The organism is Cytobacillus sp. FSL K6-0129 (genome assembly GCF_038007625.1).
Taxonomy (GTDB): Bacteria; Bacillota; Bacilli; order Bacillales; family Cytobacillaceae; genus Cytobacillus; species Cytobacillus kochii.
This window is the reverse complement of record NZ_JBBOXM010000001.1, coordinates 3,477,624-3,498,245: the sequence shown is the minus strand read 5'-3', so window position 1 is coordinate 3,498,245 and position 20,622 is coordinate 3,477,624. Positions and strand designations below refer to the sequence as shown.

Annotated in this window: 22 protein-coding genes, 1 riboswitch and 1 other annotated feature; of the genes, 9 read left to right on the top strand and 13 right to left on the bottom strand. The window is 37.8% G+C overall.

Features of this window, described 5'->3' with window-relative positions; genetic code table 11:
* Window positions 1-12 precede the first annotated feature (12 nt).
* From MHI57_RS17605 to MHI57_RS17555, 11 genes are all read right to left on the bottom strand, one after another.
* On the bottom strand, window positions 13-453 hold the full coding sequence (locus tag MHI57_RS17605) for a bifunctional adenosylcobinamide kinase/adenosylcobinamide-phosphate guanylyltransferase (protein ID WP_095370839.1): 441 nt from the start codon (window positions 451-453) through the stop codon (window positions 13-15).
* On the bottom strand, window positions 405-1,010 hold the full coding sequence (locus MHI57_RS17600; RefSeq protein ID WP_157733816.1) for a histidine phosphatase family protein: 606 nt from the start codon (window positions 1,008-1,010) through the stop codon (window positions 405-407). Before MHI57_RS17600 ends, MHI57_RS17605 begins: the two co-directional genes overlap by 49 nt.
* Complete coding sequence (gene cobS / locus MHI57_RS17595; RefSeq protein WP_340977527.1) at window positions 968-1,765, bottom strand: adenosylcobinamide-GDP ribazoletransferase; 798 nt, start codon at window positions 1,763-1,765, stop codon at window positions 968-970. Before cobS ends, MHI57_RS17600 begins: the two co-directional genes overlap by 43 nt.
* Window positions 1,762-3,264 (bottom strand): cobyric acid synthase, encoded by a 1,503-nt coding sequence (locus MHI57_RS17590; RefSeq protein ID WP_095370842.1) that lies wholly within the window; start codon window positions 3,262-3,264, stop codon window positions 1,762-1,764. Before MHI57_RS17590 ends, cobS begins: the two co-directional genes overlap by 4 nt.
* The gene (locus MHI57_RS17585; protein WP_095370843.1) at window positions 3,230-3,829 is read right to left on the bottom strand and encodes a bifunctional adenosylcobinamide kinase/adenosylcobinamide-phosphate guanylyltransferase; all 600 of its coding nucleotides are present in this window, start codon (window positions 3,827-3,829) and stop codon (window positions 3,230-3,232) included. The genes MHI57_RS17590 and MHI57_RS17585 overlap by 35 nt, the downstream gene beginning before the upstream one ends.
* Window positions 3,808-4,884, bottom strand: a complete 1,077-nt coding sequence (gene cobD, locus MHI57_RS17580) for a threonine-phosphate decarboxylase CobD (RefSeq protein WP_340977522.1) — start codon at window positions 4,882-4,884, stop codon at window positions 3,808-3,810. The genes MHI57_RS17585 and cobD overlap by 22 nt, the downstream gene beginning before the upstream one ends.
* Entirely contained in the window at window positions 4,871-5,824 is a 954-nt protein-coding gene (gene cbiB, locus MHI57_RS17575) for an adenosylcobinamide-phosphate synthase CbiB (protein WP_340977520.1), read from the bottom strand. Before cbiB ends, cobD begins: the two co-directional genes overlap by 14 nt.
* The gene (locus MHI57_RS17570) at window positions 5,814-7,289 is read right to left on the bottom strand and encodes a heme ABC transporter ATP-binding protein (protein ID WP_095370846.1); all 1,476 of its coding nucleotides are present in this window, start codon (window positions 7,287-7,289) and stop codon (window positions 5,814-5,816) included. Before MHI57_RS17570 ends, cbiB begins: the two co-directional genes overlap by 11 nt.
* 7 nt (window positions 7,290-7,296) lie before the next feature.
* Window positions 7,297-8,355: a FecCD family ABC transporter permease gene (locus tag MHI57_RS17565; RefSeq protein ID WP_095370847.1), complete on the bottom strand. Its 1,059-nt coding sequence runs from the start codon at window positions 8,353-8,355 to the stop codon at window positions 7,297-7,299.
* Window positions 8,321-9,283, bottom strand: coding sequence for an ABC transporter substrate-binding protein (locus MHI57_RS17560; RefSeq protein WP_340977518.1), 963 nt, complete (start codon window positions 9,281-9,283; stop codon window positions 8,321-8,323). Before MHI57_RS17560 ends, MHI57_RS17565 begins: the two co-directional genes overlap by 35 nt.
* 107 nt (window positions 9,284-9,390) lie before the next feature.
* A riboswitch (cobalamin riboswitch) is annotated at window positions 9,391-9,570 on the bottom strand.
* 53 nt (window positions 9,571-9,623) lie between these two features.
* The gene (locus MHI57_RS17555; protein WP_224938147.1) at window positions 9,624-10,403 is read right to left on the bottom strand and encodes a hypothetical protein; all 780 of its coding nucleotides are present in this window, start codon (window positions 10,401-10,403) and stop codon (window positions 9,624-9,626) included.
* Between the two features lie 456 nt (window positions 10,404-10,859).
* Here MHI57_RS17555 and mgtE point away from each other — a divergent pair, with 456 nt between their 5' ends.
* The 3 genes from mgtE to argS all read left to right on the top strand — a co-directional run bounded on the left by mgtE (window position 10,860) and on the right by argS (window position 15,569).
* Entirely contained in the window at window positions 10,860-12,218 is a 1,359-nt protein-coding gene (gene mgtE / locus MHI57_RS17550; protein WP_095370850.1) for a magnesium transporter, read from the top strand.
* A gap of 158 nt (window positions 12,219-12,376) precedes the next feature.
* On the top strand, window positions 12,377-13,564 hold the full coding sequence (locus MHI57_RS17545; RefSeq protein WP_095370851.1) for an FtsW/RodA/SpoVE family cell cycle protein: 1,188 nt from the start codon (window positions 12,377-12,379) through the stop codon (window positions 13,562-13,564).
* A 45-nt stretch (window positions 13,565-13,609) separates the two neighbouring features.
* Window positions 13,610-13,827: a binding site (T-box leader), on the top strand.
* A 56-nt stretch (window positions 13,828-13,883) separates the two neighbouring features.
* On the top strand, window positions 13,884-15,569 hold the full coding sequence (gene argS / locus MHI57_RS17540; RefSeq protein WP_340978647.1) for an arginine--tRNA ligase: 1,686 nt from the start codon (window positions 13,884-13,886) through the stop codon (window positions 15,567-15,569).
* Window positions 15,570-15,781: 212 nt separating this feature from the next.
* On the opposite strand, the gene MHI57_RS17535 is transcribed toward argS, so the two are convergent.
* Window positions 15,782-16,648, bottom strand: a complete 867-nt coding sequence (locus MHI57_RS17535; protein ID WP_322910310.1) for a sulfite exporter TauE/SafE family protein — start codon at window positions 16,646-16,648, stop codon at window positions 15,782-15,784.
* A 120-nt stretch (window positions 16,649-16,768) separates the two neighbouring features.
* On the opposite strand from MHI57_RS17535, the gene MHI57_RS17530 reads away from it, so the two are divergent.
* The 3 genes from MHI57_RS17530 to MHI57_RS17520 all read left to right on the top strand — a co-directional run bounded on the left by MHI57_RS17530 (window position 16,769) and on the right by MHI57_RS17520 (window position 18,605).
* Window positions 16,769-17,344 carry a YqaA family protein gene (locus MHI57_RS17530; RefSeq protein WP_095370853.1) on the top strand — a complete coding sequence of 192 codons (576 nt, stop codon included), beginning with the start codon at window positions 16,769-16,771 and terminating at the stop codon, window positions 17,342-17,344.
* A 97-nt stretch (window positions 17,345-17,441) separates the two neighbouring features.
* Window positions 17,442-17,888, top strand: a complete 447-nt coding sequence (locus MHI57_RS17525; RefSeq protein WP_095370854.1) for a Dps family protein — start codon at window positions 17,442-17,444, stop codon at window positions 17,886-17,888.
* 138 nt (window positions 17,889-18,026) lie between these two features.
* Window positions 18,027-18,605, top strand: coding sequence for a pyridoxamine 5'-phosphate oxidase family protein (locus MHI57_RS17520; protein ID WP_340977513.1), 579 nt, complete (start codon window positions 18,027-18,029; stop codon window positions 18,603-18,605).
* A gap of 101 nt (window positions 18,606-18,706) precedes the next feature.
* Here MHI57_RS17520 and MHI57_RS17515 read toward each other — a convergent pair whose 3' ends face one another.
* A complete protein-coding gene (locus MHI57_RS17515) occupies window positions 18,707-19,159 on the bottom strand; it encodes a GNAT family N-acetyltransferase (protein WP_095370856.1) in 453 nt (150 codons plus the stop codon).
* Between the two features lie 166 nt (window positions 19,160-19,325).
* On the opposite strand from MHI57_RS17515, the gene MHI57_RS17510 reads away from it, so the two are divergent.
* From MHI57_RS17510 to MHI57_RS17500, 3 genes are all read left to right on the top strand, one after another.
* Window positions 19,326-19,748 carry an SRPBCC family protein gene (locus tag MHI57_RS17510; protein WP_095370857.1) on the top strand — a complete coding sequence of 141 codons (423 nt, stop codon included), beginning with the start codon at window positions 19,326-19,328 and terminating at the stop codon, window positions 19,746-19,748.
* Entirely contained in the window at window positions 19,745-20,068 is a 324-nt protein-coding gene (locus tag MHI57_RS17505; RefSeq protein ID WP_095370858.1) for an ArsR/SmtB family transcription factor, read from the top strand. Before MHI57_RS17510 ends, MHI57_RS17505 begins: the two co-directional genes overlap by 4 nt.
* A gap of 85 nt (window positions 20,069-20,153) precedes the next feature.
* Complete coding sequence (locus tag MHI57_RS17500) at window positions 20,154-20,585, top strand: DUF4395 domain-containing protein (protein WP_095370859.1); 432 nt, start codon at window positions 20,154-20,156, stop codon at window positions 20,583-20,585.
* The last annotated feature ends 37 nt before the right edge of the window (window positions 20,586-20,622 follow it).

The window sequence follows — 20,622 nt, the reverse complement described above, 5'->3', positions numbered from 1 at the left end:
TCGCCCACTCCCTTATTTAATTTTCTGTGCTATACCATACCAAATAATATCCATTTGCGTTGCCTGTTTTGCCATTTTTTGATACACTCGTCCGCAAACATCCCGTAAAAGTCGATCTTTTTCTTCTACTGGTACAATGCCCTTTGTTATATCCGTACCAATTAAGATGACCTTGCGTGTACGTCTGCTGTTTTCCCATGCTGCAAAATCAACGAGGAGTTGCTGTACTCTTTGTTGTATCTCCTCTTCACCACTGTAAGTTAATACATCCTTTACCCAATATTCTATTCCTTCCCATACAATTACACCATCAATATCTGTAAATTTTTCTACTTCAGGTGGTGATGAACTACGGTAGGCGGAATACCAGAAATGGCTTGCTCGGTGAATACCATATTGTTTTTCTACCCATTCTCCCTTTCCGTTATAGGCTCCTCCTGTAACAAAGTGCATATAATCTCTCCTCCTTTCAATTTAACATCGATTTGATAGCCTCCACTATAAGGAATCTTCCAGTCCCAAAAAGCTTTTTTATTTTTCACTTTCGTATGTAATATATGGCGGATCACTCCACCGTGCGTGACAATCGCCATTGTTGAAATTGCTTTCCTCAGCGCTTCTGCTACTAACGAGTCCCACGCGTGATCAAGTCGTTGACTAAATTCACTATAACTTTCACCATTAGGGGGTGATAATGTTTGCCAATGATTTAACCACTTTCGATATGGTTGATGATTCTTTAATTGCTCATACGTACAGCCTTCCCATTCACCGAAGTTAAGTTCTCTCAAATCACTCATCAAGACAAGTGGTTCATCAGGAAATAATTGCTTACTCGTTTCAATACATCTACCTAAATCACTTGTTACAATGATATCGCAAGGTGGGACGATTGGGACGATAGCTTTCGCCGAAACAAGCGGAGAATCACTCCAACCTAGATAGGCTTTCCTCCTATTGGCCTCTGTCATCCCATGACGAAATAATGTGATAACCAAAGAACCATCCATAAACTCCATTCCACTCCTTCCACACATGCACCAATGACATCACCTGTTGTGCCCCCAAACCAACCTACGCTTTTTTGTTTCATGATCATAAATAAGCATAATGAAATGATTAACATGCAAGTAAATCCGAATAAAAGGGAAGGAAAAAAGAAGAACAGCCATATAGCAACTAGTAAAATATATACACCATATATCACAACACTTCTCGAAGTAGCTGCATCCTGAAACATTTTACCTAACCCACTATTTTTAGCTGTCTTCACCTTCACTAGCATCATGCCCATGACCATACGACTAAAAAAAGGAATACAAGCAATAAAAAAGAAAACAGATGTGCTTTCTAACTTAATAGCAATTTCATAAATAAAAAATAGTTTTGTACCTAATAAGAGAATGACCGATAGCACACCAAAAGCACCCACTCTTGGATCCTTCATCACTTCTAATCGCTTTTGTCGATCACCATAGGAAAAGTATGCATCACTTGCATCCATCCAACCGTCTAAATGAATCCCTCCTGTGACAACGATTAATGTCACCCAAAGAAAAATGGCAGATGCTAATGGCGAAAAAGGAGAAATCATTAAAAACAAATAAAATATAAGCGCATAGATGACACCTTGTATGATACCTAACAATGGAAACGTTTTAATCGCGCCATTTAAATGCTTATTATCCATCGGTAATTGGAGAGGAATCGGAATAGCAGTGAAAAATTGTAAATTAATTAATAATCCTTTTAGCCATAATTTCATAAGGTGTGATCCTCTATACCGATGATTTCTTTAAGAAGATTAAAGTCAACATTTGATTTAAAGTGTGCTGCTAGTTCTGCATACTTTTTGTCCTTCTTGGTACTGATATAAACCGGGTCTTTTAAAGGCAAACCTTTATCTACGCGAATCTGATTTAACCAATGTGCACGCCATTCATCGTGATGAAAAACATGATGCATATATGTACCAATAACCTTGCCACCTTTACTTGTATATCCATCATAATGGCCATCAGCTTTTTTCAGAAAATAATGCCTATCATGATTCTCTACTACTGTTTCGCCTAAATGGATTTCATATCCTTTTAATGATTGTACAAATGAGCCTTTTAACTTGGGGTGAAGCGTTCCTTCCACTTGAATGGTTGTTTTTTCAGTGATAAAAGTGGTGTCAGCTGGAATTACCCCGAGACCATTTATCTCCTTCCCTTTAATTCCCGTATCCGCACCATAAGGGTCGGCTAATCGCCTGCCTAACATTTGAAAACCACCGCAAATTCCGATGACTCTGCCGCCATTTTCTATATAATGCTTTAACCATTTATCGAGCTTTCTATCACAGAAATATTGCCAATCATGGATCGTGCTTTTCGTTCCTGGTAAAATGACAGCATCAGGCATGCCCATTTCATCACTATGATTAACCCAGCGGAAAGATACATCATCTTCATATAAAAACGGATCCATATCGGTAAAATTGGAAAGATACGGTGGTTTAAATATAGCAATATCTATTGGGTTATCCTTTTTAGAAACTTGTATAGATAAGGAATCCTCTGCATCGATCATATGATGATGTAAATATGGCATCACACCGATAACTGGGATACCACAGTGATCTTCTATCCACTTCTTACCGTCCGCAAATAGAGACAGATCTCCTCTAAATTTATTAATAATAATGGCTTTCACTCGACTTCTTTCGCTTTCTTCTAGTAATGATAACGTCCCAACGATACTTGCAAACACGCCTCCTCGATCGATATCAGCTACTAACAACACAGGCACATCTGCCATTTCAGCCACTTTCATATTGACTAGCTCACGATCTTTTAAATTAATTTCTACAGGAGACCCAGCACCTTCCATCACGATCGCATCATAAGTGTTTTCTAGTTTATTAAGTGCTATCTTAATCGCCTCTAGTCCCTTTTCATAGAAAGAGGCTCTATAGTCACGACCAGACTGAATCGTCTCAGCTTTCCCAAACAAAACGACTTCAGAAGTCGAGTCTGATGTTGGTTTTAAGAGAATTGGATTCATATAGACGGTTGCCTCTATTTTCGCAGCTTCTGCCTGTACACCTTGTGCCCGTCCAATTTCTTTGCCATCTTTCGTTACATAAGAATTATTAGACATATTTTGTGATTTAAACGGAGCAACACGCACACCCTCTTCTACTAAGGCTCGGCATATAGCTGTGGCAATCATACTTTTCCCCACATCAGAGGCGGTTCCAACGACCATTAAGCCTTTCATATTCTTCTCCTCCTTTCATCTGAATGAGACAGCCAGCATCTACTAGATAAGCTTCATCTGCAAGTTTCACGATTTTTTGATGGAGTCGTCCTAACATCTTTCCATACACCAGTACAAGTGGTTCATCACTTATCACATCATGGAATATTTCGTTACTTACGAGAATTAACGTATCGACTTTACTCGAAAGCTCTTTTATTCCTTGGACAAGATTTGCATAAATTTGTTGTTGAAATTCGTAATCAGACCAGCGATTCTCATAAAAAAACTCATTATTAAGCAGAGTTGTTAGGCAATCTAGAAGAATAATATCGTTTGAAGAGAAGTGAGTAGCTAGTTGGTGAACCTTTCTTGGTTGTTCCCATGTCATCCACTTCTTACCACTCTCTTGCCTCTGCTTTTGATGATGCTGAATGCGCAACATCATTTCCTTATCACTTGGTTGAGCTGTCGCGATGTAATGTAAATGCTTCCCATGGTAGTAAGCCCTATCAATGGCCAATTTCTCAGCAAGCCGACTCTTACCACTTCTCACTCCACCGCTTATAAAGATGATTCGCGCCATCGCTTTAATGCCTCCATCAATCGACTGTTTTCATCCGGTGATTTTATTGCTAGTCTAAGCCAATTTCCTTCCAATCCGGGGAAGTTGTATGTATGCCTTGGAATCAGTCCCTTTTCTAATAAAAAAAGAAAAAGTCTCTCGCTTTCTTTGGAAAATGGATCTTTTAATAAGTAAAAATTGGTAGATGAATCTGAATGTAGGTAATCATTATGTGTTAAAAAAGAAAAGATTCTCTTCCGTTCTACCTTCATCAACTCACGTGTTTCCTTCTGAAAGTTATTATCCTCTATACACAGTAACCCTATTTCCTGCGCTACACTATTGACACTCCAATGCGGTTGTATTGCCCTTAAGTCAGTTATAAATTGTTCATTCGCGAGCACATATCCTAAGCGAATCCCAGGAATGGCAAACATTTTAGTCATAGAGCGAATAATAACTAACTGATCGTACTGCAGTAATAACGGTGAGATCGGTTCATATTCATCCACAAAATCATAAAAAGCTTCATCGACAATGAGGTAAACACCTAGACATTCTGCAGCTTCAATCAAACGTTTGATTGAAGCTTTCGAGAAGTATTTACCCGTCGGATTATTCGGGTTCGTCAAAAAAACTACATCAATCTCCTTAAAAGTAGCTATCAAACCTTCAATATCTAAATGCCAGTTCTTATTTAAGAAAAAATAGTCAATTTCACACGCATTCGCTCGGCAAGCTGTCTCATATTCGGAAAAAGCAGGTTGGACAATCATTACACGCTTTCTTGCAAATAACTGTCCAATCATTGAGATGATTTCGGCTCCACCGTTGGCAATGAGAACATTTTCTTTTGGAAGTAATGTGGTTTTACTGATACGCTCTGTTAATCGTGTGGCAAACGGATCGGGGTATTCGTATAATGATGAAAGTAAGCTTGACCATTGCCTTTTTACAGCTTGTGGAGGCCCTAATGGGTTAATATTCGCGCTAAAGTCAATTATCTTTGCGGGCATATCTAACTTTAATACTTCGTATAAATATTGTGGATTCGCACCATGCTTAGGCCATTGCAATCAAAACACCCCCTAGCCATAAGATAAAGAGATACAGTGGAATGGTCTTAGTAATAATAGTATTCGCCTCTACAATATGATTCCTTGATAATGGCATATTAGCTTCCCCCATCGTGGCACGATAAGAAACATGCCCTTCATATGTATTTTTACCACCTAATTGAACTCCTAATAAATAAGCCACAGCTGCTTCTCCCCAGCCACTATTGGGGCTTGGATGTTTTTTCGCATCGCTCATCACTAATCGGAAGCTCTCTTTCTTTCGAATAAATCTCGGCTTATTCACGAGAAGCATACAAAATGCTGTCAGTCTACTCGGTACCCAGTTCACCACATCATCAAGCTTTGCAGACGCCCAGCCAAAATCAATGTATTTCTCATTTTGATAACCGACCATTGAGTCACAAGTGTTAATAGCGCGATAAACTAATGCAAATGGTGCACCACCAATTAATGCAAAGAACAACGGGGCAGTAATCCCATCACTTGTATTTTCTGCTACTGTTTCAACTGTTCCCCTAACAATCTCCGCTTCATCTAGCTCTTCTGTATCCCTACCAACAATATATGAAAGCTTTTGCCTTGCTTCACTTATTTGTTCCTTCTTTAAAGGCTCGTACACTTCTATTGCCGCTTCCTTTAAACTCTTTTGGGCGATGGTAGTTGCGATTAACACCGCCTCAAATAATATTCCAACGATAGGGTGGACAGCATAAGCAATCACCACAATACTTATCGATATAACTAATACAATCAATAAGACTGTTGTTATCATAGCTACACCTTTCCATTTTCTATGCTCCCCTATATTCCATTTATTCCTTAAAAATCCTATTAAAGAACCCATCCACTTTACAGGATGCGGCCATTGCGGTGGGTCACCTATGAATCGGTCAATGACCTCTGCTACTGTTAATGCGATTAAATGTTCAATCATCATCTGTTTCCTTTTTTCTTTTACGACTCTTGTGAATCGCTTTTTGTGTACATTCGTAAATACCTTTTCCAATTATTTTTCCTAGGGGTGTAACTGTTCCAGCGAAATCTATTTTCTCTCCACTTTGTGTTGCAGCAACTAATATACTATCCGTAGATGTGCCCGTGGCAACTGTCCCCGTTTCTTTGTCTCTTACTTCTAAATCCATTAATACTTTTGCTTTCGCTTCAGTTGCCGTCATCATTGCTTGAATAAATGCCTCTTCAGAAAGATGACCATTGACAAATATCCAACTATTTATAGTGCCTGGGGTTACTACCTCTCTATGTTTGCTTGCCATCGAAGCATCGACAGCGTTTCCTACACCTGCTGTGACCACGATCAACACAGAGAACAGATCCATTTCGTAAAATTCGTAGATCACATCATCCGTATATACCGCTGTCATCATACCAACCGTTTCCGAAGGCTCAAACCCTTTTTCTATAAGAAAATCTACCATCTCCTCATAAAAATCATCACAGTTATAACTTTTATCAACATGGCGATTAACAAATGTTTGATACCAGCCAATACCAGAACCAACAACTCCTGATGACATTACCCTTAGAGGTTGGGCAGACTGAAGTGTAATATATTCTTCATTCACCATTAATATAGCAGGTGTAATAATCTCTTCATTATGCCATTTCTCCTCAGGTATTAGGACTACTTGAGGTGCTGGTACTTTCGGGTGGCCGTGCTTCTTCACTTCAGTCTCATAAACTTCTATAATACGTGCTTCTTGCAATACTTCATTAGGTTTATCATTGCAGACTATTTTTCCATCATTTAATAAAACGATTTGATCACAATATAAACCGGCTAAATTTAAATCATGAAAAATGGATATGACCGTTAAACCCTTTTTCTCAGTCCATTCTTTTAACATATCTAGCAATTCTTTTTGATAGGATAAGTCTAAATGATTGGTTGGCTCATCAAGTAATAATATTTCTGGTTCTTGTGCGAGACTTTGTGCCAAAAACACACGTTGTCTCTCTCCACCTGATAGCTCAGTAATATTTTTATGTGCAAAATGCTGTACGCCTGTTTGTTTCATCGATCGTTGAACCACTTCTTCATCATCTTCAGACCATGTTTGGAACCAGCCACTTTGATGAGCATAGCGACCAAGTGATACAATTTCCTTTACTGTATAAGAAAAACTATGTTCGGCATGTTGAGGTAGGACAGCAACGATTTTCGCTATTTCCTTCGTGTTATAATTTTGTACTGGTTGATCTTTTAAATAAACTTCACCAGATGTGACCGGTATAAGACCACTTAGCATCTTTAAAACTGTCGACTTGCCGCTCCCATTCGGTCCAAGTATGCCGAATAACTGTCCTTTCTCTACTTCAAAGGAAACATCATGAATGACCTGCTTGCCTCCATAACCACCGTTAATTTTTCGTAAGCTATACATCATCACATTATCCTCTGCCTTCCGCTCTTCTTTTAATTAGAATGATAGCAAAAACTGGTGCACCAATTAACGCAGTAATGACACCAATAGGTAACTCAGTAGGTGAAATGACTGTTCTTGCAAATAAATCAGCAAGTATTAAAAACCCCGCACCTGTCATCATCGATAAAGGAAGCAAGTGTCTATGGTCTGGTCCCCATAGCAATCTGGTCAGATGCGGAATGACTAAGCCGACAAATCCGATTGTACCTGACACTGCTACAGCGGCACCAGTTAAAATCGATCCGGCAATTAAGACCATCATCTTACGTTTCTGTACATTCACCCCGATATGACGAGCTCTTTCTTCGCCGAATGACATCGCATTTAATTCCTTGCTATTAGCAATGAGCATCGCAGAACCAATGATAAAGAAAGGAAGGATGATTTGAACATAGTCCCAACCTCTCATCGATACGCTTCCTAACAACCACCCAATAATCTGTCTCAGTTCATCCCCGGTTAAAGCAATCATTAAGGAAATAAATGCACCTAGAAAAGAACTGAAGATAATACCGGTTAAAATGATTGTCTCTACTCTCATGCCACGATCAATTTGTCGCGCAAAGAAAAGGACAACAATTATCGTTAGAAAAGCTGTTGTAATACTAAATAACGGTAAAGTAAAGGTGCCAACAAACGGAATGGATAAACCGAGAAAGATCGTTAATACAGCACCAACAGAAGCTCCTGAAGACACCCCCAATGTATAAGGGTCTGCTAAAGGGTTCCTTAATAAACCTTGAAAGGCAGCACCTGCTATTGCAAGTGATGCCCCGACGAAGCCCGCCAATACGACTCTAGGCAAGCGAATATTCATAACAATATTACTATGCATTGGATTAACATCATTACTTATCGGTAAACGTAAGATTTCCGCTCCAATGATATTGAATATATCTAACGGTAGCACTGAAACAGTCCCTATAGAAATCCCCATCATCATTGCTACACATAAGAAAACGAACGCACAGAGATAAGCAACACCTCTATTATTTAAATACTTCTGGGTAAATCGCTTTTGCAAGCTCCTCTACTCCTTCTACAAGTCTAGGACCTGTACGAGTTACCTTATCAGAGTGCACATCATAGACTTGCTTCTCTTTAACGGCTGTTACATCTTGCCAACCTTCTCGACTTAAAAGGGTTTCTACCGCATTTTCCGTATAATACCCGTATGTAGTGATAATCACATCAGGATTTTTTTCGATGACAGCTTCCTCGTCAATTTGTGGCCAACCTTCTTCTTCAATTACATTTTCCGCTTGGATCAAATTGAGCATATCATCAATAAATGTTTTTTGACCGGCAGTATATAAAGAAGGAGCTGCAGAGATTTCTACAAAGACAGATTTTTTCTCTTCAACAGACTTAGCTTTTTCTTCGATTTCTGCCAAACGGGTTTTCATTTCCTCAACTGTTTGACTTGCTTCTTCTGTTGCTCCTGTTGCTTTACCAATCATTTCAATGGAATCATATACTTCTTCAAAATTCTGTGCATCATTGACAATTAGAACAGGAATACCAGCATCTCTTAATTGATCTAAGCCTTCAGTACTATTATGCGCTCCTGAATTATGTGCTAATACAACATCTGGATTTAAAGCAATAATTGCTTCTACATTAAATTCTTGTCCACCGATTTTTTCTATATCAGCTACTTCTTCTGGATAATTATCAAAATCAGATACACCGACTACCTTCTCACCTAACCCTAATTCGAAAGCGATTTCAGTATTACTCGGGATTAATGAAACAATCGCTTCTGGTTCCTCTTCAATCACCACTTCTTGATCCGCAGCATCCGTTAATGTTACAGGAAAATCGCTAGTTTCAGTACTCTCTTCAAACTTCTCTTCTCCATCTTTTTTCGGTTCAGCTGTGTCATTCCCACATCCAGCAAGAATACCTGCTGATAGTAGAATCGAGACTAAAAATAAATACCATTTCTTCATGATTGACCCTCCTTAAAATATAAAACATCCCCATTAGTAGGAGATGTTTGGAAGGAATAATCACGACAAAGAAGCCTTACCAAACACCCCCTATCCTCGTAGGTTACAGTGTTTATGGAAGATAGGCAGGTTTCCTGGCTTATGGTTTATAATCAAAGGCTCCTCCTATACAACATATATAGCAGTTTTCTTTGTTTATTAACCAGTTACAGTGGCGGGACCGCATTGGTTTTACACCAATTTCCCCTATTAAGTCAAAAATTGACACCTATTTCCTTAAATCTACAATTTTCTGTCGATTTTATTATACCTTATCATATTTTGTGGTGCATTATTATTTTTATGAATCAGTTACTTGCCATTCTTTCAGTTTTTTATCAAAAACCAATCTCGCGTCTGGAGTGGCTTCCTTCCTCATTGCTTCGAACTCATCATACATATCATCCATATTAGCGAAATCTCCAACTGTCCAGAGCGGTATATTAATTTTTGTACGTGTCTGCTCACTCTGTTCAAAAGAAATTACCAGGCCTTCCTTCATTAAATTTCTTAATGCCCTTAACGCGCCTTCTGGAACTTGCGGATATGTTTTTTTCTTTTTTAGGCCTAATAAAGATTTTTCTACTTTTAAATGCTCCATCTTCATAGCAGCAACGTCGCCAAGCATTTTGTAAAAGTCCTGCCAGTCTCGGTAATAGACCTTATTTAACCAACCGTCATCATGCGCTAAATAACAATAACGATTGCTTAAATGGTTATAGAAAGGTTTCTTTAAATGCTCCTTTACATGACTAAGATATAGGAGCTCAGCAATTGCTTGAGCAGGCAATTCATTTAACGATTCTTCCTCCTCGAAATCTATCCAGCAAAAATCACCATAACTATAAACATCTTCGTTTATTAGTGCTGGCAGGTCTTCATGAGCCACCCAATCAAACATGGTATGTACATTCAGTTCCCCATTATCATACTGATGCTTCACTAATAGAAGATGCCCTGTCCTGTTCTGTAATGATTGCATAAACTCAGAAAATTCAATTCCATAAGAAATAACGGACTGGTCCTTTTCGTTTAATAAGATATAGATGAGATCTCGAACACTATGATTTTTCTTTCGCAATTTAGAAACCTCCGAACTGAAAATAGAAAGACGAAGAGCAAATTAAATTGTACCACCTTTGTTATTACCGTCATACCACACAACTATTTCGTTTTACTGCAATAATTTATACTAACTACACGTAAATCATAAACAACCGATACAATGCGTCATTTCATCCATTTCATTTTAGCAAAGATAAGGAAATACGATTATTAAAAAAACATTACAAAATAACTATTTCAATTCCTGAGTTTTGTTCATACCTTAAAAAACCTTTTTATATCAAACCAATGATAACAATCCACTTCTAACACATACTATGAAAATAACTAATGGATTAGCATACAATCTTAACTTTTAAATCATACATTACTTTAAGAAATCATGATTTTCCCAGTAAAAGAATGGTAAGATAAGCATATAATCTCCGTTTACAATTTAAGGTATATCCTCGGTTGAAAGGACTTGAGCTTTATGATTCAGACGATGACAGAAAACCAAATCGCTTTATTGATCATCAAAGCATTAAAAGATAATAAACAAAAAGAATTTAACAGGATTTTAGATGAACTGCAACCGTATGATATTGCTCAAGCTTATGATCATCTTCCTGAAAAGCATAAGAAGCGCTTCTTATTATTTATGACTGCTGACCGCCTTGCCCAGTTGCTAGAGGAATTGAATAAAGACATGCAGCTTGAGGTTTTAAATAAATTAGAAAATGAGAAAACAGGAAAAGTCTTGGATCTAATGGACAATGACGACCTCGCCCTTTTACTTCATGATATGTCAGCTGAGAAAATAGAAGGTCTCCTTGCCGGTATGAAACAAAGTGAATCTCGCATCATTCAGAATATGATGACCTATCCACCAGAAACTGCCGGGCGCTTAATGACTAACCGTTTTGTATGGATTCGTGATTATTACACAGTCCGAGAAGCAGTAGAGAAGTTAAAATCCTTTGCAGAATATGCTGAAACGATTAATTATTTATACGTGATAGATCAAGACAGAAAATTAGTTGGGGTTGTCTCTCACCGTGACTTACTAATCGCAGAGCCCCTCGAGGTTATCCAAGACATTATGTATGAACGGGTCATCTCAGCTGCAGTGACGACAGACCAAGAAGAAGTTGCAAACATGGTCTTAAAATATGATTTTCTTGCTATTCCAATTGTGAATGAAGAAAATGTGCTAATGGGTATTGCCACTGTTGATGACTTGATGGATGTTGTTGTCCAAGAAGCGAATGAAGATATTGAAAAACTATCCGCTTCCGGTAAGGCAATTGACTTTGATACGAAAGCTTTCGTGGCCGCTTATCGAAGGTTACCGTGGCTCATCCTTTTATTATTCATCGGCATTATTTCAGGCAGTATCATAAGCGGGTATGAGGCTACTTTATCGCAAGTCGTAGCCCTCGCCTTTTTCATGCCCATGATTTCTGGTATGACAGGTAACACAGGTACGCAATCATTAGCTGTAGTTGTCCGAGGGCTTGTATCCAATGATTTAAATAAAAAAGTGGTTACGAAACTGATCCTTAGGGAATTAGGGGTAGGCGTGATTATTGGTGTCACTTGTGGTATTTTAATCGCACTGATTGCATTTTTTTGGCAAGGAAATATTTATTTAGGCTTAGTTGTCGGAGTTTCCCTACTTCTTACTTTAATTATCGGGACACTTTCGGGAGCAACTATTCCTTTACTATTATACAAATTCGGGATAGACCCAGCCATAGCTTCCGGGCCTCTTATTACAACATTAAATGACATTTTCTCACTTGTTACGTATTTTGGTATTGCCACAATGTTTATTTCCTACTTAACTTAACATTACTTTTTTATTTTATATTGTAAATAAGGAAACTCTTTCTCAATTCGGTACGTCTATATATACGTTTAAACATATTCCTTTGCAGAAGATCCCTAATGGTTTTTTTCTGTTCGTAGCATTACCTGAATGTATAAAATAAAGATAGGTGTTTATATATGGATCGTATACAAAAAAAGAATGATCGCTTTGATTGGACATTAGCCCTGATATTATTTTTGTTCTGCATCATTAGTTGCACTGCTATTTATAGCGGCCAAACAACAGCACAGTATCCAGATAACTTCGTGCTACAACAAATAATCTTTTATAGTGTAGGTATGATTGTGATCGCCGCCATTATGTACTTTGATTCTGATCAGATAAAGCGAATGACCTGGATCTTATTCGGTATCGGCACAATACTTCAAGCAGGACTTTTTATCGCACCAGAGTCCCTTGCCTATGAAGTAAAAGGAGCTAAGCTCTGGTACAACGGTCTACCAGGACCTTCTTTGCAGCCATCCGAGTTCTTTAAAATATTTCTTATCCTCGCACTAAGTAAAGTAATTGTAGATCATTATGCAAAATACACCATGAAAACGGTAAAAAATGACCTTATACTGTTTATTAAGCTTGGGCTCGTTACTTGTGTTCCGCTAGGACTAATCATTTTAGAAGATTTGGGTACGGCGCTCGTTATTATCGCTATTTTCACGGGGATTCTACTTGTGTCTGGTATTACTTGGAAAATTATCCTCCCTGTTTACGGAACAGTTGCAGCTGTAGGTGGAACCATCATCTATTACATTATTTGGGCTCCTGAAACATTATTAAAGTATCTATCAGTGGATAACTACCAATTGATGCGAATTTATGCTTGGTTAGATCCGTATACACATAAACAAGGAGCTGGCTTACAACTGTACAATTCTCTTCATGCTATCGGCTCGGGAGAATTGGGTGGTAAAGGTTTTTATGAGAGACAAGTTTATATCCCCGATGTTCACACAGACTTTATTTTCAGTGTCATTGGCGAAGAATACGGCTTTATTGGTGCAAGTGTCGTGATATGCTTATATTTTATACTTATTTTCCACTTAACGAAAATTGCCTTATCAGTCAATGACCCATTTAATACTTATGTCTGCGTTGGCGTTATTAGTTATATAACGTTCCATGTATTTCAAAATATCGGGATGACCATTCAAGTATTACCGATTACAGGTATTCCTCTTCCTTTCATTAGTTATGGGGGTAGCTCCTTAATCGGAAATATGATGGCTATGGGGCTTATTTTTAGCATTAGATTTCACCAGAAGAGTTATATGTTCCAAGACAGCTCTAAATATTATCGTGCATCTTAAGGTTGCTTTTTTAAAAATCTAGCGTATAATAATGGAAAATCAAACGGAAATTCAGTGACGAAGAGAGTAGATGTAGGTGAATTCTAAAGCGAAGCAGGGATGGTGAGAGCCTGCAAGAAAAGCCACATTGAAGCGCACTTCGATAGAAGCATGGCAGAATCCAAGTAGGTCATGTCGGTTGTTCGCCCCGTTACAGGCAAGTAGTAAAGGGGTTCGTCACGAACAATTAGAGTGGTACCGCGGGTTTAAGGCTCGTCTCTCAAATTATGAGAGACGGGCTTTTTTATGTTTTCCTATATTTTTGGAGGTGAAAAAGGTGATAGATTTGAAAAAGACAATCAGTTCATGTATTCAAGTTGCAATAGATAACGCCTTAAGTGAAGGTGAGATTCGTCGCTTGTTAGAAACGCCTAAAACATCCGAACATGGCGATCTCTCTTTCCCATGTTTTGCACTAGCAAAGATTTATAAAGAAAACCCAAATCTATTAGCAAAAGACTTAACAGGAAAGCTAACTCATGAATGGATAGATCATGTTGAAGCAGTTGGGCCATATGTAAATATATTTTTTAATAAAAAAGCAATCAGTCAACTCATTATTCAAGCCGTACTACATCAAGGAGAGAATTACGGACAATCAGGAAGCGGTAAAGGTAAGACAATCGTATTAGACTACTCTAGCCCAAATATCGCCAAACCATTCTCAATGGGGCATCTACGTTCGACAGTCATTGGTCATTCCCTTGCACTTATAGCAGAAAAGCATGGATATGATACAGTTAAGATTAATCATTTAGGCGACTGGGGCACACAATTTGGCAAACTCATTACCGCCTATAAGCATTGGGGAAGTGAAGCTTTAATTAAAAAGGAGCCAATTAAGGAATTACTCCAATTATACGTAAAATTTCACCAGAAAGCTGAGGAACATCCCCACTTGCATGAAGAAGCAAGAGCTTGGTTCAGAAAACTTGAACTTGATGATGCGGAGGCAAAGCAACTTTGGTCTTGGTTTAGAGACGAATCTTTAAAAGAATTCGAGAAAACCTATCAACTGCTCGGTGTCTCTTTTGACTCTAATTATGGGGAGGCCTTTTATAACAATCAAATGAACGCGGTTGTCGATACACTGCAACAATCTGACTTGCTATCTACCTCTGATGGAGCAGAAATCGTACCCTTATCAGATGAAAATCTACCTCCTTGCTTAATTAAGAAATCAGATGGAGCGACTCTTTATGCTACACGCGATATTACGGCAGCCATTTATCGTAAACAAACATACCAATTTGATGAGGCTCTCTATATCGTTGGTCCAGAGCAGTCCATCCACTTCCAACAAGTCAAAGCCGTATTATCTAAAATGGGGCATTCCTGGGCGACACATATCCATCACATCCCATTTGGGTTGTATTTACAAGAAGGTAAGAAGATGTCGACAAGAAAAGGTCGTGTCATATTATTAGAGGAAGTATTACAAGATGCCATACAATTAGCTTCAGAGAATATTGAACAAAAAAATCCTCATCTAAAGAACAAAGATGAGGTAGCTAAAGCTGTTGGTGTAGGAGCAATCATTTTCCATGATTTAAAGAACGAACGAATGAAACAAATAGAATTTTCTTTAGAAGACATGTTAACATTCGAAGGGGAAACCGGTCCGTATGTACAGTATACCCAAGCTAGAGCGCAATCTATTTTACACAAAAGTCAGCAACAGACTTATAAAATAGAAGGTCTATCAAGTGAATACGCTTGGCAAGTAGCTAAACTTTTATCCCTTTATCCAGATAAGCTCGTCCTTGCCCATGAAAAATCAGCACCGTCCATCATTGCCAAATATTTAATTAGTCTAGCGCAAAGCTTTAACAAATACTATGCTAACGAAAAAATACTTCATAAAGATGAACATTTATCTTCGAGACTCGGTCTTGTCAAAGCAGTAACAATCATCTTAACTGACGGCCTGCATTTACTTGGTATGAAGGCACCTCAGGAGATGTAATTTCACCTTGTACATCAGCTCCCTCTTTAGCCAATTGGGAGCTATATGATTGAATGAAACAAAAGTCTACAGTTAGTTACCACTATATATCCGGCGGCTACAATATGTAGCCTTTTTAAAAAATGCAATCTACCAGGAAAGAGCTAGAAACAGGCTTACTTCGTCATATTTCTAATCCACACTAAACCAAAGCCTACCCTGTATGTCCCTGTTTAAGAGTACCCTTTTTCTTCTCGCCAATGAGCAATATGTCTTTTCCCTAGAACAGTGAAAAAGTAGAGAAGATAAAGAACAACGATGATTAATCCAAAAACATTTTGTTCAAATGCCTTAAGTGCCACACTCAAAATCGTCGTTAAGTATAGAAATGATAGTAATGTAGTAATTTCTTTGTTTTCAAAAACATCGGTTGATCTAGCTCCGAATTGAGAACCTAGTAGCCCACCAGCAAGTAAGAATATCCCCATAAAATAATTAATTTCTACAGTGAATGCGTAGGATAAGAAACCTGCTGAAACAATAAATAGGACTGCAAATAAGCTCGTTCCTACCGCCTTCTTAGGTAACATACCTAGAAAGGCAATCGACATTGGTACAATAATAAACCCTCCACCTACACCTAAAGAAGTGGAAACAAACCCTGCAAACAAGCCGATTAAAACCATTTTTAATATGGAAGGTTGAACTAACCCGCTCACTCCTTGCTGCGCACTTTTCTTCTTAAACATTTGGACAGAAAAGAAAGAAAGCAACACAATATACATAACAGGAATCGCCCATTCATCTAACTGATGAGCATCTAAAAAGACAACAAAAGGATGGGCAATTTGGGTAGCAATGATCCCACTCACCCCTAAAATAATCCCTGCTTTCCAATTAATATTTTTTAATTTTATATGACCGATAATCCCAGAAGATGAACTCCCAATTGTAAATAACAAACTTGTCGCAATTGCCTCAATAGGGGCAAGTCCAATGAGCATTAATAATGGTGTTAATATAAACCCTCCACCGATGCCAAAAAAACCTGACAACACACTAATTAAGGCACCTAGTAGAAAAAACAATATCAATTCCACAATTCCATCACCTTTCTATCAAACAACCATCCCCATCATACCCCATAGTAATGAAAAGAAAAAGTGCACATATAATTTCTAAAGGACAAACCACGTAATCTTAAAAAGGGGTTTTCATATATGCAAGAAATTTTACATTTACTTAAAGAATGGTTATTGGAATATGGTGTGTTTGGACTTTTTTTCGTTTCGTTCGCTGACTCTTCTTTCTTCCCCATTCCTCCTGATTTACTTTTGATTCCAATGGGACTAGCAGACAGTGATCATGTGTATTGGTACGCTTTTCTCACTACTTTCGCTTCTGTTATCGGTGCAATCTTTGGCTGGTATATCGGATTACGAGTTGGCAGGCCTGTCCTACGAGCACTTTTTAAAGAGCAACAAATCATGAAAGTAGAACTGTACTTTCAAAAGCTTGGTCCATTGGCCATTCTGATATCTGCCTTTACACCCTTACCGTTTAAGATATTTACGATTTTATCTGGCATCTCAAAAATGAAAATACAGACCGTTGTATTATGGGCAACGATTGGAAGAGGCGCAAGGTTTTATTTTGAAGCTTTTCTCATCCATCAATTAGGCAATAAAGCTGTACCTTTCATAAAAGACCACTTTACGGCATTGACCATTTATATGGCTATATTCATTATTATTATCTTCATCACAACACACTATATCAAAAACAGATTAAATTAATTCCTTAATTATAATTATTATAATTAAGTATTGATTTTAATTTTAAATCAGTTATAATATAGTTAAGACAAAACATTCTTGAGGAGATGACTAAATAATGATTACATTAGATACGAAATTAAACGCTGCCCTAAATACACAAGTTGCTAACTGGAGCCTACTTTATACGAAGTTGCATCGCTATCACTGGTATGTAACAGGTCCACACTTTTTTACACTACATGAAAAATTTGAAGAGTTATATAATGAGGCAGCTGAGGTAGTCGATGAAATGGCTGAACGCATTCTTACAATCGGTGGCAAACCAGTTGCGTCAATGAAAGAATATCTTGAGGTAGCTACACTAAAAGAAAACCTTGATGAAAAATCAGCAGAAAAAATGGTTGAGAACTTAATCAGTGATTATCAACAGTTACGTGCTGAATTAAAAGAGATTACAAAGCTGGCAGATGAAGAAGAGGAACCAGCAGTTGAAGATTATGCAGTTGGCTTAATTAATTCTTTAGATAAACATATTTGGATGCTTAATGCCTATCTAGGCTAAGTACAATAGAAATAAAAAAGAAGCGAGCGAAATAGACTAATAGTTTTTCAGTCTATTCACAATCGCTTCTTTTTTATTTAGCTGTTCCCCCTTATAATAAACATAAGACAATCAACGACTGTTTAAAGGAGGCAACAAATGTTCAACAATGTCATTCAATCAGAAGAAGAATTAGAAGCTCTATTCACTCCCCCAAGTAAAGGAGCTGCTAATAAGGTCATATCTATAATCGATGAACATTGCAAAGACTTTCTTGCTCGTTCACCGTTTCTTTTTTTAGCAACAACCAATAAAGACGGGCAATGTGATAACTCACCACGTGGAGATTATCCTGGGTTCGTACAAGTGGTAGATGAGAAGCATCTAGTTATACCTGATAGACCAGGTAACAGGAGATTAGACAGTATGCACAACATCTTAAGCAACCCACAAGTTGGTCTATTATTTATCATTCCTGGTCTAAATGAAACATTAAGAATTAACGGAAAAGCTTCGATTATTCAAGATGAAGACATCCTAGCTAAAATGGCCGATAAAGGAAAGGCACCTCTCTTAGGGATCGCTGTTGAAGTTGAAGAATGTTTCCTCCATTGCGCTAACTCATTTAACCGAGCGGGAATTTGGAAGCCTGAAACTTGGCTCGAAAAAGAGTCCCTTCCTTCACCCGCGAAAATGTTCGCTGCACATATTGCTACAAATGTCATAGAAAAAGTATAGATCCCTATGACTCACGATTGTTTTAATAGGCTTATAGGTTCCTTCTGAAAGATCTTTTAGGAGGAATCTCAAACCTTTTCAACTTCATCCCAAGTGTATATTTACAATTTCAACTTCATCCCCTCATGCGTTGCTTTAAACCCTATTTTCTCATAAAAATGTTTCGCCTGAGATCGTTGCTTATCTGTTGTTAACTGTACAAGTCGCACCCCTTTTGCTTTCGCTCTCACTATCGCTTCTTTTATTAGGGCTTCACCAAAACCTTCTCCCCTACATTCACTTGCTATCCGCACACCTTCAATGATTGCTCTCCAAGCACCACGATGAGTTAAATAAGGGATATAAGTCAGTTGACAAACACCTACAACATTCTCATCCCATTCTGCTACAATTAATTCATTATGGCTATCTCCACTAATAGCTTCAAACGCTTCTTCATAATCCTGATGTAGGGGGCTGGACACATCTTCTCGACTTGTTCCTAACACATCATCTGCTAATAATTGAACAATCCTTTCTAAATCCTCTCTTTTTGCCTCTCTAAAGATCATCATAACCATCACCTCCTCTCTTATCTTACTTTCCTCACCTTCGCTTTAAAATGACAAATAATCTAAGACTTACCATTCAATTTGATTATCAATTGACATAAAACCTTTTGGTGTTATATTATCAAAATTATAGAACCATAAGGTGTCATATAACTAAGGGGGATATGAAATGAATACAATAAAGGATATTCAACAATCTATCATTTTAAATGCACCAATAAATAAAGTATGGCAACATGTTGCAACTAGTGAGGGAATCGCAGAATGGTTTATGCCTAATAACTTTCAAGCAACAGAGGGATTCACATTTGAAATACAGTCTCCGTTTGGCCCTTCTCCTTGCCAAGTACTAGAAATCGATGAGCCAAATAAATTATCTTTCTCTTGGGATACTGACGGATGGGTTGTCACCTTTTTATTAGAAGAAGTAGACAATAGAACAAAATTCACACTCATTCATAGTGGTTGGAAAGAAGCGAATACAATTCTTACTAAACCAAATGAAAAAAGCGAAATTATTCGTGAACGTATGAATAATGGATGGGAAGCCATCGTGCAAAAACGTTTAATGATGGCAATAGAGCAATCATGACAGCAATTAAGCACGACGTTTTTCAGGCAATTGCTGACCCTACTAGAAGACATGTTCTCCAGCTACTTTCAAAAGAAGAACTATCTATCGCTGCAATCAGTGCTTATTTTCCAATCAGTCGCACGGCGGTAGTCAAACATCTGCATATTCTCTCTGATGCCAACTTAGTGAAGAGCCACAGGAAAGGCAGAGAAAACATCTATCATATTAATCCAGAACCTTTAACAGAAGTAAGCCAGTGGCTGCATTATTATGAACAATTCTGGAATAACAAACTCACTAAATTAAAGTTTATTGTCGAGAATGATAAAGAAGAGTAGTCGTGTTAACGAAGCGAAAATAGGTATAATCAACTAAATTTCATGATATAATGAACCAAACACATTGGAAAGGTTGGTTTTTAAAATGAACAACCAACAAATCGCTTCTATTCCGCGTCCTCTCGTTAAAACGAATCAATGGGTTATCGTCCTAAGTGTAATTGCGACACTGATAACTGGGCAATTCTTCATTTTACTTATTCCCTTACTTGCTGGATTGATTGGCTTACTAACAGGGAATAATCCAGTGATGGTGATAGCTAAAAAGTTTCTCAAAAAACCTTTATCCTCTTATATACCTGAAGATAAAGCGCAACAACAATTTAATCAGTTAATTGCTGTAGTATGTTTAAGTATTGCATTCATTAGCTCTATCATTGGGTGGACAATACTATCTTACTCTTTCGCCATTATTGTCGGATTAGCAGCAACCATTGCTCTTTGTGGCTTTTGTATTGGCTGTTTTATTCACTTTCAGTACAATCAGTATAAATATAGACGCTCTTTGCGTTCGTAAAATAAAAAGCGAGGTCAATATGAGACCCCGCTTTTTT

What these genes read in the sequence shown, in the direction of transcription:
- MHI57_RS17585 (WP_095370843.1), bottom strand. Translation starts at nt 3,829, where the DNA reads ATGGCGCGAATCATCTTTATAAGCGGTGGAGTGAGAAGTGGTAAGAGT.
- MHI57_RS17545 (WP_095370851.1), top strand. Translation starts at nt 12,377, where the DNA reads ATGGATCGTATACAAAAAAAGAATGATCGCTTTGATTGGACATTAGCC.
- cbiB (WP_340977520.1), bottom strand. Translation starts at nt 5,824, where the DNA reads ATGATGATTGAACATTTAATCGCATTAACAGTAGCAGAGGTCATTGAC.
- MHI57_RS17530 (WP_095370853.1), top strand. Translation starts at nt 16,769, where the DNA reads ATGCAAGAAATTTTACATTTACTTAAAGAATGGTTATTGGAATATGGT.
- MHI57_RS17525 (WP_095370854.1), top strand. Translation starts at nt 17,442, where the DNA reads ATGATTACATTAGATACGAAATTAAACGCTGCCCTAAATACACAAGTT.
- MHI57_RS17520 (WP_340977513.1), top strand. Translation starts at nt 18,027, where the DNA reads ATGTTCAACAATGTCATTCAATCAGAAGAAGAATTAGAAGCTCTATTC.
- MHI57_RS17510 (WP_095370857.1), top strand. Translation starts at nt 19,326, where the DNA reads ATGAATACAATAAAGGATATTCAACAATCTATCATTTTAAATGCACCA.
- MHI57_RS17600 (WP_157733816.1), bottom strand. Translation starts at nt 1,010, where the DNA reads ATGGATGGTTCTTTGGTTATCACATTATTTCGTCATGGGATGACAGAG.
- MHI57_RS17515 (WP_095370856.1), bottom strand. Translation starts at nt 19,159, where the DNA reads ATGATGATCTTTAGAGAGGCAAAAAGAGAGGATTTAGAAAGGATTGTT.
- MHI57_RS17590 (WP_095370842.1), bottom strand. Translation starts at nt 3,264, where the DNA reads ATGAAAGGCTTAATGGTCGTTGGAACCGCCTCTGATGTGGGGAAAAGT.
- MHI57_RS17570 (WP_095370846.1), bottom strand. Translation starts at nt 7,289, where the DNA reads ATGTATAGCTTACGAAAAATTAACGGTGGTTATGGAGGCAAGCAGGTC.
- MHI57_RS17560 (WP_340977518.1), bottom strand. Translation starts at nt 9,283, where the DNA reads ATGAAGAAATGGTATTTATTTTTAGTCTCGATTCTACTATCAGCAGGT.
- cobS (WP_340977527.1), bottom strand. Translation starts at nt 1,765, where the DNA reads ATGAAATTATGGCTAAAAGGATTATTAATTAATTTACAATTTTTCACT.
- MHI57_RS17505 (WP_095370858.1), top strand. Translation starts at nt 19,745, where the DNA reads ATGACAGCAATTAAGCACGACGTTTTTCAGGCAATTGCTGACCCTACT.
- mgtE (WP_095370850.1), top strand. Translation starts at nt 10,860, where the DNA reads ATGATTCAGACGATGACAGAAAACCAAATCGCTTTATTGATCATCAAA.
- MHI57_RS17500 (WP_095370859.1), top strand. Translation starts at nt 20,154, where the DNA reads ATGAACAACCAACAAATCGCTTCTATTCCGCGTCCTCTCGTTAAAACG.
- MHI57_RS17605 (WP_095370839.1), bottom strand. Translation starts at nt 453, where the DNA reads ATGCACTTTGTTACAGGAGGAGCCTATAACGGAAAGGGAGAATGGGTA.